The organism is Streptomyces minutiscleroticus (genome assembly GCF_014650875.1).
In the GTDB taxonomy this organism is placed as follows: domain Bacteria; phylum Actinomycetota; class Actinomycetes; order Streptomycetales; family Streptomycetaceae; genus Streptomyces; species Streptomyces minutiscleroticus.
On the sequence record NZ_BMVU01000001.1, the window covers coordinates 686,951 to 701,735 of the forward strand.

Below are 14,785 nucleotides of genomic sequence, written 5' to 3' on the forward strand. Positions count from 1 at the left end.
GTCTGCCGGGCGCACATGGTGGGACAGTCCTCCGATCCTCCCACGCGCCGGTGACACCGGGGCCGCCGGGCAGAGCGGCGCGAGCCCCGTTGTCGGTGCGGCGTGGCAGGATCGGGGGCGTGGCACAGACAGCATCGAAGAAGACCGAGAAGACCGCAGGCGGCGACCGGCCCCGGCTGATGCTCATGGACGGGCATTCGCTGGCCTACCGCGCGTTCTTCGCGCTGCCCGCGGAGAACTTCACGACGGCGACCGGCCAGCCGACGAACGCCATCTATGGTTTCGCGTCGATGCTGGCGAACACGCTGCGCGACGAGGCTCCCACGCACTTCGCGGTGGCGTTCGACGTCTCCCGCAAGACGTGGCGCTCGCAGGAGTTCGCCGAGTACAAGGCGAACCGCTCCAAGACCCCCGACGAGTTCCGCGGGCAGGTGGAGCTGATCGGCGAGCTGCTCGACGCGATGCACGTGCAGCGGTTCGCCGTCGAGGGCTTCGAGGCCGACGACATCATCGCCACGCTCGCCACGCAGGCCGAGGCCGAGGGCTTCGAGGTGCTGATCGTCACCGGCGACCGCGACTCCTTCCAGCTGGTCACCGAGAACACCACCGTGCTGTACCCGACCAAGGGCGTCTCCGAGCTGACCCGGTACACGCCGGAGAAGGTCGTCGAGAAGTACGGCCTGACGCCCGCCCAGTACCCCGACTTCGCGGCGCTGCGCGGCGACCCGTCCGACAACCTGCCCGGCATCCCCGGCGTCGGCGAGAAGACCGCCGCGAAGTGGATCAACCAGTTCGGGTCGTTCGCCGAGCTGGTCGAGCGCGCCGACGAGGTCAAGGGCAAGGCCGGGCAGAACTTCCGCGACCACCTGGAGTCGGTGAAGCTCAACCGCCGCCTCACGGAGATGGTGCGCGACGTCGAGCTGCCCAAGGCGGTGACCGACCTGGAGCGCGTCGCCTACGACCGCAAGAGCCTGGCGATGATCCTGGACACCCTGGAGATCCGCAATCCGTCGCTGCGCGAGCGGCTGCTCGCCGTCGACCCGGGCGCCGAGGAGGCGGACACCGTCCCCGTCGCCGCCGACGGGGTGGAGATCGACGGCGCGGTGCTCGGCACGGGCGGGCTGGCGCCGTGGCTCGACGGGCGCGGGGACGCCGTCCTCGGGCTGAGCACGGTCGACTCCTGGGCGCTCGGCACGGGTTCGGTGGCCGAGGTGGCGCTCGCCGCGGCCGACGGCTCCGCCGCCTGGTTCGACCCGGCGGAGCTGGACGAGGCGGACGAGAACGCGTTCGCGCGGTGGCTCGCCGACCCCGGGCGGCCCAAGGTGCTGCACAACGCCAAGGGCGTGATGCGGGTCTTCGCCGAGCACGGCTGGGAGGTGGCGGGCGTGTCCATGGACACCGCGCTCGCCGCGTACCTGGTCAAGCCGGGCCGCCGCTCCTTCGACCTGGACGCGCTGTCCCTGGAGTACCTCGGCCGCGAGCTGGCGCCCCCGGCGGCCGCCGACGGGCAGCTGGCGTTCGGCACCGACGACGGCGCCGCGGCCGAGGCCCTCATGGTGCAGGCCCGCGCCGTGCTCGACCTGGGCGAGGCGTTCGGGACCCGGCTGCGCGAGGTCGGCGCCGCGGACCTGCTGTGCGACGTGGAGCTGCCCACGTCCGTGCTGCTCGCCCGCCTGGAGCGGCACGGCATCGCCGCCGACCGGGCCCATCTGGAGGCCATGGAGCAGATGTTCGCGGGCGCCGTCCAGCAGGCCGTGAAGGAGGCGCACGCGGCGGCCGGGCACGAGTTCAACCTCGGCTCGCCCAAGCAGCTCCAGGAGGTCCTCTTCGGCGAGCTGGGCCTGCCGAGGACCAAGAAGACCAAGACCGGCTACACGACGGACGCGGACGCCCTGGCCTGGCTCGCCGGCCAGACCGACAACGAACTGCCGGTGATCATGCTCCGCCACCGCGAGCAGGCCAAGCTGCGCGTCACGGTCGAGGGCCTGATCAAGTCGATCGCGGCGGACGGCCGCATCCACACCACCTTCAACCAGACGATCACCGCCACCGGCCGGCTCTCCTCCACCGACCCGAACCTGCAGAACATCCCCGTCCGCACGGACGAGGGCCGCGCGATCCGCCGCGGCTTCGTCGTCGGCGACGGCTTCGAGTCGCTGATGACCGCCGACTACAGCCAGATCGAACTGCGCGTGATGGCGCACCTGTCGGAGGACGCCGGGCTCATCGAGGCGTTCACCTCCGGCGAGGACCTGCACACCACGGTCGCCTCGCAGGTCTTCGGCGTGGAGCGGTCCGCGGTCGACGCCGAGATGCGCCGCAAGATCAAGGCCATGTCCTACGGGCTGGCGTACGGGCTGTCGGCCTTCGGCCTCTCGCAGCAGCTCAACATCGACGCGGGCGAGGCCCGCGCGCTGATGGAGACCTACTTCGAGCGGTTCGGCGGGGTGCGCGACTACCTGCACCGCGTGGTCGACGAGGCGCGCGCGACCGGGTACACGGAGACGCTGCTCGGCCGCCGCCGCTACCTGCCCGACCTCAACAGCGACAACCGCCAGCGCCGCGAGACCGCCGAGCGCATGGCCCTGAACGCGCCGATCCAGGGCACCGCCGCGGACATCGTCAAGATCGCGATGCTGAACGTGGACCGCGCGCTGCGCGAGGCGGACCTCAAGTCGCGCATGCTGCTCCAGGTCCACGACGAGATCGTCCTGGAGGTCGCCCCCGGCGAGCACGAGGCCGCGGAGGAACTGGTCCGCCGCGAGATGGCGAACGCGGTCCACCTGCGGGCCCCGCTGGACGTGTCGGTGGGCTACGGCACGGACTGGGAGTCGGCGGCGCACTAGTGCCGTGACCGGAAGGGTTCACCGGCTCGCGACGCCCGGCACGGCACTCCCCCTGGCTCTTCGAGCAGGGGGGACCCCCACGCCGCGTTGTCGGAGCCATCCGGGTACGTCCAAGTACGAGGGCGGTCCTCCGCCTCGCGGCGCACCGCACCGGACGCCGCGAGCCCACGGCGGACCTTTCCGGCCACGGCCGGTCACGGCCCTAGGCAGGCCGCCCGCTCAGGGCGTCGGACGGCCGCCCGGCCCCCTCCCGGGGCGCCGGGCGGCCGTTTCGTACGGGGGCACGGGCTCGGTACGGGCTTCCCCGCGGGAGCCGTCCGTGTCCGGGCCGGTCAGGGGTCCGCGGCCGGCGGTCCCGGGCCGGGGCCGCGCCGGGCGTTACGTGCGGCCGGGCCGTTCGGCGGCCCTGGACCGACGGCCCGCGGCAGGGACCGCGCCCGGCTCCGCCGGCGCCGGTGGAGCCGAGGGGACCGGCACCGGTGGCGCCGCGGGGACCGGTGCCGGGCGGCGCAGCCGGACCGCCGCGGCGTACAGCACCGTTCCGGCCACCAGCCCCGCGCCCACCCCGAAGCACAGCGTCGGGACCAGTTCCCAGGGCTTGGCGGCCCCGCCCCTCTCCACCCACCAGCGCAGCGCGCGCTGCGCCGCCGCGAGGGCCGCGCAGCCGCCGAGCACGGCCAGGCCCCGCAGCCGGTCGCGCGCGGACAGCACGGGCACCCCGGCGGGGGCCGCCGGGGCCGTCCGCCGCAGCGCCGCCACGACGAAGGCCGCGATCACCGCGGCGGCGACCGCCGAGCCGCCGTACTGCAGGAGCCAGAACACCGGCGCGCCCGCCACCTCCCGGCCCAGCACGGGGAACGCCCGCGTCCCCCACCCGTCGTGGTGCGTGAACGCGTCCCACACGACGTGCGTCAGCCCCCCGAGCACAGCCGACGCGTACCACCGCAGCGCGAGCCCCGGACCCGGCCGCGTGCGCGGCGCGCCGCACCGCAGCAGCGCCCCGACCCTCGCCTGGGCCGCCCGCGGCAACAGCGCCACCAGCGGTTCCCGCAGCAGCAGCCATCCGGCCACGAGCAGCCACGCGACCGCGACGTCGAACGTGAACACGCCGGTGAACGAGTGCGTGAACCTGCCGAACTCCATCCCCCCGGGGACCACGCCCGCCGTGTAGTAGGTCAGGTCGGGCGCGCACGAACCCGCGACGAGCACCGCGGGGACCAGCCGCCCGCGCCCGGACCCGTCGGTGCGCACGGCGGGCAGCACGGCCGCGGCATGGCTGAGAGTGAACGGCAAGTGGCCCCCCTGCGACTGGCGTTGACCGGACAGGACGCGTTCACGATCAACGGCGTTCGACGTGCGTGATCAACGACGCTCAGTATGCGGGACGTGGGAAAAGGGCGCGCGGTTCGCCCGGACTCGGCCGGTTCATCCGAACCGGACGTGGCCAACTGGTGAAAATCGGGCACGAACAGGTGTCTGGGCGGCACAAGTTGTCGTAGGGTCGCCTGCGTCACCGCACCGGGGGAGTGCGGAGCGCGGACGGTCGTCGACGGGAGGGGTTCACGCAATGACGGCGCACCTCGGCAGAAGGATCGCCAAGGGAGCGGCGACCACCGCTGTGGCCGCGCTCGCGGTCGCGGCGCTGTCCGCTTCCCAGGCGCCGGGGGTCACGGACACCCCGCAGGGCCGTGAGTCCGCCGGCTCGCAGGCGTCGCCCGACCCGAGCGCCGACGACACCGCGACGGACCCGCGCTACTACACCGACCTCCCGCCGCTCGACAGCCCCACGGACGACTCCTCCGGCGACGAGGAGGAGAGCGGGGCCGGCATACCCGCCACCGTCCTCGACGCCTACAAGAAGGCCGAGGCGGCGCTGCGCGAGGCCAGGCCCGGCTGCAACCTGCCCTGGCAGCTGCTGGCGGCCATCGGCCACGTCGAGTCGGGCCACGCGAGCGGCGGCCGCGTCACCGCCGACGGCACCACGCGGAGCCCCATCCTCGGCCCCGTCCTCAACGGCGTCGGCTTCGCGCGGATCACCGACACCGACGACGGCGCGTACGACGGCGACGAGGTCCACGACCGCGCGGTCGGGCCCATGCAGTTCATCCCGTCCACCTGGGCGAGCTGGGGCCAGGACGGCAACGGCGACGGCGAGAAGAACCCGAACAACATCTACGACGCGGCCCTGGCCGCCGGCCACTACCTGTGCGCCGGCGACCGCGACCTGTCCGTCCAGCAGCAGCTGAACGCCGCGATCCTCAGCTACAACCACTCCCAGGACTACCTCAACACGGTCCTGACCTGGCTGGAGTACTACCGCAAGGGCACCCACGAGGTCCCGGACGGCACGGGCTCCGTGCCCTCGCACCCCAGCGACCCCGTCACGGACGCGAGCCCCACCCCGACGACCCCCGCGCCGACCTCCCCCGCCCCCACCACGCCCGCCCCGTCCACCCCGGGCAAGGGCGGCTCCGAGCCGGGCACGACCCCGCCGTCGACCGGCGGATCGGGCGGCTCCGGTGGTTCGGGCGGCTCCGGGAGCCCGTCCCCCGGCCCCGCCGACCCGGGCACGCCCGGGCCCAGCGACCCCGCCAGCCCGTCCCCGACGCCCACCGACACCGTGCACCACCTGGAGAACGCGGGCACCGGCAAGCTCACCGCGACCGCCGGCGACACCTTCGCCGGGAAGATCGTCGCCCGGGCGGAGACCGAGAAGGGCGAGGCGGTCGCGAAGGTCCGGGTGCGGTTCACGATCACCGGTGACACCGACGCCGTGTTCGCGGGCGGCGAGACGGTCGCCACCGTGGTCACCTCCGCCGCCGGCACGGCCACCGCGCCCGCCCTGAAGGCGGGCGAGAAGACCGGCGACTTCACCGTCCGCGCCACCGTCGTGGGCCGCTCCGTGCCCGCCCTGGAGTTCGCGGCGACGGTCACCGCCCCCGAGGCCGACGCCCTCGTGCGCACCGGCGACGCGGAGCTGATCTGCGCCCCGGGGGCCGAGTTCGCGGAGCAGGTCGAGGTCAGGGCCACGTACAAGGGCGCCGCCGCGGACGGCGTCGCCGCCACGGCCACGCTGGTCAGGTCCGCGGACGACGCCACCGAGAACGACAAGGGACCGTACTTCGAGGGCGCGGACGGCAAGGCCGTGCGCACCCTCTCCGGCCTGAGGACGGACGCGGACGGCCTGCTGAAGCTGCCGAAGCTCCACGCGGACGACACCGCCGGTACCTACCTCCTGCGGATCACCACGACCGGCGGCGCGACCCTGACGGTCGAGCTGAAGGTGGCCGAGCCGGCCGCGTAGCGCTCGGACCGTACGCGCATACGCCGAGGGGCCCCTCCTGCCGCCGGGAGGGGCCCCTCGGCGTACTACGTGCGCACGCCGTCACGGCCGGCCGCTCAGCGCCGCAGGCGCGCGTTCGTGTGCCGGGTCGGCTCGGCGCCGGCCGGGTCCTCGGGCCAGGGGTGCCTGGGGTAGCGGCCGCGCAGCTCCGCCCGCACGGCCCGGTAGCCGTCCCTCCAGAAGGACGCCAGGTCGGCGGTGACGGCGGCGGGGCGGCCCGCGGGGGAGAGGAGGTGGACGAGCACGGGCACGCCCGCGACGGCGGGCGACTCCTGGAGCCCGAACATCTCCTGGAGCTTCACCGCGAGCACCGGCCGCTCGGGGTCGGCGTAGTCGATCCGGACCCTGGACCCGCTCGGCACCCCGATGCGCTCGGGGGCCAGTTCCTCGAACCGGGCCGCCTCCCCGGACGCCCACGGAAGCAGCCGCGTCAGGGCCTGGACCGCGTCGATCCGCTCCAGGTCGGCGCGGCGGCGGGCCCGGCCGAGCTCGGGCTCCAGCCAGTCCTCCGCGCGCGCCAGCAGCGCCTCGTCCGAGACGTCCGGCCAGGGGTCGCCCAGGTGCAGCCGCAGGAAGGCCAGCCGCTGCCGCAGCGCCCGCGCGTCACCCCACCGGCGCAGCAGCCCGAACCCCTCCTGGCGCACCCCCTCCAGCAGCGCCTCCCGCACCAGGACGGGGGCGGGGCCGGGCAGCGGGCGCGCCGCGAGCTCCACCGCGCCCAGGCGCTCGACCCGCCGCGCCACGACGTCGCCGCCGGCCCACCGGACCTCCTCGCCCTCCGTGTGCAGGGCGGCCGCCGCCGCGAGCGCCGTCTCCTCGTCCAGGGCCGCGCCGAGCCGCACGCGCGCGTGCGCGGCGTTCAGCGGACGGTCGGCCACGGCGACGGCGAGCCATTCGGCGCCGCGCAGCCCCGTCCCCTCGCCCGGTTCCGCCCGGGTCCCGGACGCCATGAGGTACGAGCCGCCCTGCGCCCGCGCCACCCGCTCGGGGAAGGCCAGGGCCACCACGAGCCCCACGGTCCCGTCGTCCCCGCGCACGGCACCGGCGGGCGGCTCCGCCGCGCTCCCCGGACCGGCGGCGCCCGCGGTCCCGGCGAGGTCCCGGACCGCCGTCCGCAGCCGACCGGCCTCGGCGCGCCAGCGCGCCGCGTAGGCGTCGCCGCCGCGGCGGGCCAGGCGCCAGGCCGCCGCCAGGTCGTCCCCGTACTCCCGGGGCGGCTCCTCGCTCAGCAGGGCCACCACCTCCGCGGCCCGCCCGGCGCCCACCGCGGGCGCGGCGTCCAGCAGGGCCCGCGCCAGCCGGGGGTGCAGTCCCATGCGCGCCATCCGCGCGCCCCGGTCCGTGGCCCGCCCGGCGGCGTCGACCGCCTCCACGGCCGCCAGCACGGACCGTGCCGCCGCCATGGCCCCGGCCGGCGGCGCGTCCAGCAGGGCGAGCCCCGAGGCGTCCGGATCGCCCCAGCACGCCGCCTGGAGCGCGAACGCCGTGAGGTCCGCGACCCTGATCTCCGGCGCGGGGAAGCGCGGCAGCCGCCCGTCCTCGGCCTCGGCCCAGCAGCGGTAGACGGCGCCCGGCGCCTCGCGGCCCGCGCGCCCGGCCCGCTGCCGCCCCGCCGCCCGCGAGGCCCGTACGGTCGTCAGCGCGCTCAGCCCGCGCGCGTGGTCCACCCGCGGCTCGCGGGCGAGCCCGCAGTCCACGACCACCCGCACGCCCGGCACGGTCAGCGAGGACTCGGCCACGGAGGTCGCGAGCACCACCCGGCGCCGCCGCCCGGGGGACAGCACCGCGTCCTGCACGGCCGCCGGGGCGCGCCCGTGCACCTGGAGCACGTCCACGTCGCCGAGCTGCCCGGCGACCCGCGCGATCTCCCCGACACCGGGCAGGAAGCACAGCACGTCCCCGGAGCGCTCGGCCAGCGCCCGCCGCACCACCGACGCCACGTGCGCCAGCAGCGCCGGGTCCACGCGCATGCCGTGCGGCGGCCGCACGGGGCGCGCGGGCGGCGCCCACACCACCTCCACCGGATGCGACACGCCCGTCGCCTCGACCACCGGGACCCCGCCCAGCAGTTCGGACCACCCCTGCGCGTCGGTCGTGGCGGAGGCGGCCACGAGGCGCAGCTCCGGGCGCAGCGCGGCCCGTACGTCCAGCAGGAAGGCGGCGACGGTGTCCGCGTCCAGGTGCCGCTCGTGGCACTCGTCGAGGACCACCACGTCGACACCGGGCAGTTCCTGGTCGCGCTGGAGCCGCTGCAGCAGGACGCCCGTCGTCACGACCTCCACGCGCGTGTGCGGCCCCACGGCCCGCTCGCCGCGCACGGTGTACCCGACGCTCCCGCCCGGCTCCTCGCCGAGCAGCCAGGCCATCCGCCGGGCCGCCGCGCGGGCCGCGATCCGCCGCGGCTCGGCGACGACCACGCGCCGCGCGGGCCCGTCCCCGGCGAGCCCGGCCAGCACCAGCGGCACCAGTGTCGTCTTGCCCGTGCCCGGCGGCGCGCAGAGCACGGCGGCCCCGTGCTCCTCCAGCGCCTCCCGAAGGGCCGGTACGGCGGAACGGACGGGCAGGCTGTCGAGAACGTCGGACCGCGGCATCACCGCCCCAGTCTCCCAGCAGCCCCGCGAGCCGCCCGCGCCGCGGGTGCCGGCCCCACGGGCCGCCGTGCCCGGGGTGTCCCTCCTGCTGCCGGCCGCCGTGTCCGGGGCGTCGGCCCCGCCGCGGGCCGCCGGGCCCCGGCGCCGGGGCCCCGGCTCAGTCCCGCTCGCACACGAAGATCGCCGTACCGGGGATCAGGCTCCCGCGCAGCGGCGACCAGCCGCCCCACTCCTGGGTGTTCCACGCCGGCCACTCCGGCTCGGCCAGGTCCACCAGCCGGAACCCGGCCGCCACGATGTCGCGCACCCGGTCGCCGACGGTCCTGTGGTGCTCGACGTAGACCGCACGGCCCTCCTCGTCCTGCTCGACGTACGGTGTGCGGTCGAAGTAGGACGCCGACACGCTCAGGCCCTCGGGGCCCGGCTCGTCGGGGAAGGCCCAGCGGATCGGATGCGTCACCGAGAACACGAAGCGGCCGCCCGGGCGCAGCACCCGCCGCACCTCGCGCAGCACCAGCACCGGGTCGGCCACGAACGGCAGCGCCCCGTACGCCGAGCACGCCAGGTCGAAGGAGCCGTCCGCGAACGGCAGCGCACCGGCGTCGGCGCAGACCAGGGGGAACGCGCCGCCGATCCGCAGCGCGTGCTGGAGCTGCCGGTGCGAGAGGTCGAGCGCCACCGGGCGGGCCCCCTGGGAGGCCAGCCAGCGCGAGCACTGCGCCGCGCCCGCGCCGATCTCCAGGACGTCCCTGCCCTTCAGCTCCTCCGGCGGGCCGAGCAGCTCGGCCTCCACCTCGTCGAGCCCCTCGGGGCCCCACACGAAGCGGTCGTCGCCCAGGAAGGTGCCGTGCTCGGTCTGGTACTCGTCCGCGTTCCGGTCCCACCAGCCGCGATTGGCGCGGGCGCTCTCCGTGGTCCCCGCCCGGCGCCGCGTGGCCTCGGGCTCGAACGGTTCGGGCTCTTGGATGATCGGCTCCCTCGTCGTACTCTTCCGTTCCATCCCGTCCGGACGGTGTCGCGAAAGGGACGCCAGAGGCCCGTGCGGCCCGCGGACGGTGCTGGACGCGGCTGCCGCCGCATGAGTTCTGTGCCGGGTATGCGGCGATCCGCCCCGGGTGTGCGCCTTCGCGCATTGACCCTGTCCGGCTGCCCCCGTATGCTACAAGTTGCGCTGCGGGCCTGCGCACCTCAGACGTAGCAGGCTGCGCTCGCATCTGTTGTATGTCCCCTCGGTTGTCGAGGCGCCTCCCGGTCTCCGGGTTCGGCGCTTCCTAGGCTGTCCGGCTTCTTCAGAGCGATACGGGCTCCCGGCGTAGCAGTACCTACGACTTCAATGTCCGTACCGGAGCCCTTTCCCACATGACGAGCAGCACCGAGACCACCGCCACCACCCCGCAGGTAGCGGTCAACGACATCGGTAACGAGGAAGCATTCCTCGCAGCGATCGACGAGACGATCAAGTACTTCAACGACGGCGACATCGTCGACGGCGTCATCGTGAAGGTCGACCGGGACGAGGTCCTGCTCGACATCGGTTACAAGACCGAAGGTGTCATCCCGAGCCGCGAGCTCTCGATCAAGCACGACGTCGACCCGAACGAGGTCGTGGCCGTCGGCGACGAGATCGAGGCCCTGGTCCTCCAGAAGGAGGACAAGGAAGGCCGCCTGATCCTCTCGAAGAAGCGCGCCCAGTACGAGCGTGCCTGGGGCACCATCGAGAAGATCAAGGAAGAGGACGGCATCGTCACCGGTACCGTCATCGAGGTCGTCAAGGGTGGTCTCATCCTCGACATCGGCCTCCGTGGCTTCCTGCCGGCCTCCCTCGTCGAGATGCGCCGTGTCCGCGACCTCCAGCCCTACGTGGGCAAGGAGCTCGAGGCGAAGATCATCGAGCTGGACAAGAACCGCAACAACGTGGTCCTGTCCCGCCGTGCCTGGCTGGAGCAGACCCAGTCCGAGGTCCGCCAGACGTTCCTCACGACCCTGCAGAAGGGTCAGGTCCGCTCCGGCGTGGTCTCCTCGATCGTCAACTTCGGTGCCTTCGTGGACCTGGGTGGCGTCGACGGTCTGGTCCACGTCTCCGAGCTGTCCTGGAAGCACATCGACCACCCCTCCGAGGTCGTCGAGGTCGGCCAGGAGGTCACCGTCGAGGTCCTCGACGTCGACATGGACCGCGAGCGTGTCTCCCTGTCGCTGAAGGCGACGCAGGAGGACCCGTGGCAGCAGTTCGCCCGGACCCACCAGATCGGCCAGGTCGTGCCCGGCAAGGTCACGAAGCTGGTTCCGTTCGGTGCGTTCGTGCGCGTCGACGAGGGCATCGAGGGCCTGGTCCACATCTCCGAGCTGGCCGAGCGCCACGTCGAGATCCCGGAGCAGGTCGTCCAGGTCAACGACGAGATCTTCGTCAAGGTCATCGACATCGACCTCGAGCGCCGTCGCATCAGCCTCTCGCTGAAGCAGGCCAACGAGTCCTTCGGTGCCGACCCGACGGCGGTCGAGTTCGACCCGACCCTGTACGGCATGGCCGCGTCCTACGACGACCAGGGCAACTACATCTACCCCGAGGGCTTCGACCCCGAGACCAACGACTGGCTCGAGGGCTACGAGAAGCAGCGCGAGGAGTGGGAGCGCCAGTACGCCGAGGCGCAGTCGCGCTTCGAGCAGCACCAGGCGCAGGTCATCAAGTCCCGCGAGGCCGACGCCCAGGCGGAGGCCGAGGGCGGCGACGCGGGTGCGGCTCCGGCCGCCTCGGGTGGCTCGTACTCCTCGGAGTCGGCGGACAACTCCGGCGCCCTGGCGTCGGACGAGGCCCTGGCCGCGCTGCGCGAGAAGCTCGCCGGCGGCCAGAGCTGAACCGTCCCCCTCACACCGTGAGGGCGCGGAGGGCGACATCCTCCGCTGAGCGGTAGCCGTCACCGCGGGCCCGCACCCACCACCGGGTGCGGGCCCGCGGTGCGTTCGCGTCGGTACGGCGCGGTCCCCGCCCCGTACGGGACGGCCCGCGTCCCGCGCACGGTGCGGCCCGTGCTCCCCACGCGGGGCACGCGGGCCGTCCCGCGTACGAGACCGTGGGTTACCCGGCGTATCGGTCGCGCCTTTGCGAAAACTCGGCAAAGGGCGGCCGGACGGGGCGCCGACCGGGAATGACCGCGCCCATGACCGGCGTTGTCGCCTGTGGATACGAGGAGGGGCGGTCACATTGCTTGATCCGCAGGGTTTGTACACGTGGGAGCCGAAGGGCCTGGCCGTCGTCGACATGGCGCTGGCCCAGGAGTCGGCCGGACTGGTCATGCTCTACCACTTCGACGGTTACATCGACGCGGGCGAGACCGGCGACCAGATCGTCGAGCAGCTCACGGACTCGCTGCCCCAGCAGGTCGTGGCCCGCTTCGACCACGACCGCCTGGTGGACTACCGGGCCCGCCGCCCGCTGCTGACCTTCAAGCGGGACCGCTGGACCGACTACGAGGTGCCCACCCTGGACGTGCGGCTCCTGCAGGACGCCACCGGGGCACCGTTCCTGCTGCTGTCCGGGCCCGAGCCGGACGTCGAGTGGGAGCGGTTCGCCGCGGCCGTCGAGCAGATCGTGGAGCGGCTCGGCGTCCGCCTGGCGGTGAACTTCCACGGCATCCCCATGGGCGTGCCGCACACCCGTCCCGTCGGCCTGACCCCGCACGGCACCCGCACCGACCTGGTGCCCGGCCACCGCAGCCCCTTCGAACAGGCGCAGGTGCCCGGCAGCGCCGCGTCCCTGGTGGAGTACCGGCTGGCGCAGGCCGGCCACGACGTCCTCGGGGTGGCCGCGCACGTGCCGCACTACATCGCCCGCTCGCCCTACCCGGACGCCGCGCTGACCGTCCTTGAGGCCGTCACCGCCGCGACCGGCCTGGTCCTGCCCGGCGTCGCGCACAGCCTGCGCACCGAGGCGCACCGCACGCAGACCGAGATCGACCGGCAGATCCAGGAGGGCGACGAGGAGCTCGTCGCGCTCGTCCAGGGCCTGGAGCACCAGTACGACGCCGCCGCGGGCGCCGAGACCCGCGGCAACATGCTGGCCGAGCCCGTCGAGATCCCGTCCGCCGACGAGATCGGCCGCGAGTTCGAGAAGTTCCTCGCGGAGCGCGAGGGCGAGGGCTGAGGTCCGGGGCGGCCGAGGGACGCGGTCGCAGCGGTACGCGGCCGGGAGGGCGCGGAGGCCGCCGGGCCCCGCTCCCGGCGGTCCGGTCGTCCTCGGCGGTCCCGCGGCGGCGGGAGCCGCGTCCCGGGGACCCCGGTGACCCCGGCGGGCGGGCGCCGGGTCCCGACGGGCAGGGCCTAAGCTTCCGCTCATGCTGAAGGTGGGTCTGACCGGCGGTATCGGCGCCGGCAAGAGCGAAGTGTCGCGGCTGCTCGTGGAGCAGGGCGCGGTCCTGATCGACTCCGACCGGATCGCGCGCGAGGTGGTCGCCCCGGGCACGCCCGGCCTGGCCGCGGTGGTCGACGCCTTCGGCGAGGGGATCCTCGCCCCCGACGGCAGCCTGGACCGGCCCCGGCTCGGCTCCCTCGTCTTCGCGGACGCGGAGAAGCTCGCCGTGCTCAACTCGATCGTGCACCCCCTGGTCCGGGCCCGCTCCCAGGAGCTGGAGAGCGCCGCCGCCGAGGACGCCGTCGTGGTCCACGACGTGCCGCTGCTCGCCGAGAACGGCCTGGCCCCGCTGTACGACCTGGTCGTCGTGGTGGACGTGGACCCCGGGACCCAGCTCGACCGGCTCGTGCGGCTGCGCGGCATGACCGAGGAGGACGCCCGCGCCAGGATGGCCGCCCAGGCGCCCCGCGAGAAGCGCCTGGAGATCGCGGACGTCGTCGTCGACAACGACGTGCCGCTGGAGGAGCTGGCGCGGCGCGTACGGGACGTATGGGCCGATCTGGTGCGCCGGGCGCGCGCGGGGCAGGAATAGCGGCCGGACCGGGTGCGTTGAACCGCCGGAGCGAGGGAAGGACTCAGCCGTGCCCGAGACCAGCGGTTTTGCCGGACGCACTCCGGAGACGGACGTCATCGATTTCCGCGCCGCCGAGCAGTTGCTGGCCGCGCGTGACCCGCGCGGCGCGGTGAAGCTGCTCGACGAGGTCATCGCCTCGCACCCCGAGAACACCGCCGCGCGGCTGCTGCGCGCGCGTGCCTTCTTCGCGGCGGCGCAGCTGCGCCCCGCCGAGCTGGAGTTCACCATCGTCCTGGAGCGCGAGCCGGACAACGCGTTCGCGCACTTCGCGCTCGCCCGCACCTACGAGCGCGCGGGCCGCTCCGACCAGGCGAAGCGCCACTTCCGGCTGGCGGCGGCGCTGGACCCGCAGCCGGAGTACCTGGCGGCGGCCCGCTTCGACTCGTAGCCCCGGGCATGCCCGGTGGGCCCGGCCGGGTTCACCGGGCCTTGCGCCGCCGACCGGACCCTGTGCTATTCGCCGGGGCCGAAGCTGCCGGGCGGGGCGCCGAAGCCGCGGAGGCGCTCCATCTCGCGGCGGTCCCGCTTCGTCGGGCGGCCCGTGCCGCGGTCGCGGACGCCGGCCGGGGCGACCGCCTCGCGTGGCGGGGGCGGCGGGCTGTTGTCGATGTAGCACTCCGCCGCCACCGGCGCGCCCACCCGCTTGCGGATCACGCGCTTCACGACGACCACGCGCTCCCGGCCCCCGTGGCGCAGCCGGACCTCGTCGCCGACCTTCACGCCGTACGCGGGCTTGACCCGCTCGCCGTTGACGCGGACGTGGCCGCCGCGGCAGGCGGTGGCGCCCATCGAGCGGGTCTTCACGAGCCGTACGGACCAGATCCAGCTGTCGACGCGGACGCTCTCGCCGTTCGCCGGGGCGGCGGCCCTCGCCGCGGCCACCGCGTCGGCGGAGCCGCCCGTACCGCTCGCGCCGCCCGGCTTCCCGGTGCTGCCGGTCCGGCCGGTCTCCGCCGGGGCGCCGCGGTGTCCGCCGTCCGGGCGCCCGGCGTCCTCGGCGCCCTGAGTCTCTGAAGCCATGCCCCG

The 14,785-nt window shown here is 74.7% G+C and carries 10 protein-coding genes; 6 read left to right on the forward strand and 4 right to left on the reverse strand.

The window, feature by feature from the left end:
* Positions 1-119: 119 nt before the first annotated feature.
* On the forward strand, positions 120-2,846 hold the full coding sequence (gene polA, locus IE271_RS02770) for a DNA polymerase I (RefSeq protein ID WP_190188470.1): 2,727 nt from the start codon (positions 120-122) through the stop codon (positions 2,844-2,846).
* Positions 2,847-3,224: 378 nt separating this feature from the next.
* On the opposite strand, the gene IE271_RS02775 is transcribed toward polA, so the two are convergent.
* Positions 3,225-4,139, reverse strand: coding sequence for a DUF4184 family protein (locus IE271_RS02775; protein ID WP_190188471.1), 915 nt, complete (start codon positions 4,137-4,139; stop codon positions 3,225-3,227).
* A gap of 274 nt (positions 4,140-4,413) precedes the next feature.
* Between IE271_RS02775 and IE271_RS02780 the strand changes: the two genes are divergently transcribed.
* Positions 4,414-6,150: a lytic transglycosylase domain-containing protein gene (locus tag IE271_RS02780; protein ID WP_190188472.1), complete on the forward strand. Its 1,737-nt coding sequence runs from the start codon at positions 4,414-4,416 to the stop codon at positions 6,148-6,150.
* Between the two features lie 95 nt (positions 6,151-6,245).
* On the opposite strand, the gene hrpB is transcribed toward IE271_RS02780, so the two are convergent.
* Positions 6,246-8,780 (reverse strand): ATP-dependent helicase HrpB, encoded by a 2,535-nt coding sequence (gene hrpB, locus IE271_RS02785; protein ID WP_190188576.1) that lies wholly within the window; start codon positions 8,778-8,780, stop codon positions 6,246-6,248.
* Between the two features lie 157 nt (positions 8,781-8,937).
* Entirely contained in the window at positions 8,938-9,780 is an 843-nt protein-coding gene (locus IE271_RS02790; RefSeq protein ID WP_190188473.1) for a class I SAM-dependent methyltransferase, read from the reverse strand.
* 359 nt (positions 9,781-10,139) lie between these two features.
* Between IE271_RS02790 and rpsA the strand changes: the two genes are divergently transcribed.
* From rpsA to IE271_RS02810, 4 genes are all read left to right on the forward strand, one after another.
* Positions 10,140-11,633 carry a 30S ribosomal protein S1 gene (gene rpsA, locus IE271_RS02795; protein ID WP_190188474.1) on the forward strand — a complete coding sequence of 498 codons (1,494 nt, stop codon included), beginning with the start codon at positions 10,140-10,142 and terminating at the stop codon, positions 11,631-11,633.
* 346 nt (positions 11,634-11,979) lie between these two features.
* Positions 11,980-12,918, forward strand: a complete 939-nt coding sequence (locus IE271_RS02800) for a PAC2 family protein (protein WP_190188475.1) — start codon at positions 11,980-11,982, stop codon at positions 12,916-12,918.
* 190 nt (positions 12,919-13,108) lie between these two features.
* A complete protein-coding gene (gene coaE / locus IE271_RS02805) occupies positions 13,109-13,717 on the forward strand; it encodes a dephospho-CoA kinase (RefSeq protein WP_190188476.1) in 609 nt (202 codons plus the stop codon).
* Positions 13,718-13,766: 49 nt separating this feature from the next.
* A complete protein-coding gene (locus IE271_RS02810; protein ID WP_190188477.1) occupies positions 13,767-14,147 on the forward strand; it encodes a tetratricopeptide repeat protein in 381 nt (126 codons plus the stop codon).
* Between the two features lie 65 nt (positions 14,148-14,212).
* On the opposite strand, the gene IE271_RS02815 is transcribed toward IE271_RS02810, so the two are convergent.
* Positions 14,213-14,779 (reverse strand): RNA-binding S4 domain-containing protein, encoded by a 567-nt coding sequence (locus IE271_RS02815; RefSeq protein ID WP_190188478.1) that lies wholly within the window; start codon positions 14,777-14,779, stop codon positions 14,213-14,215.
* Positions 14,780-14,785: the final 6 nt, after the last annotated feature.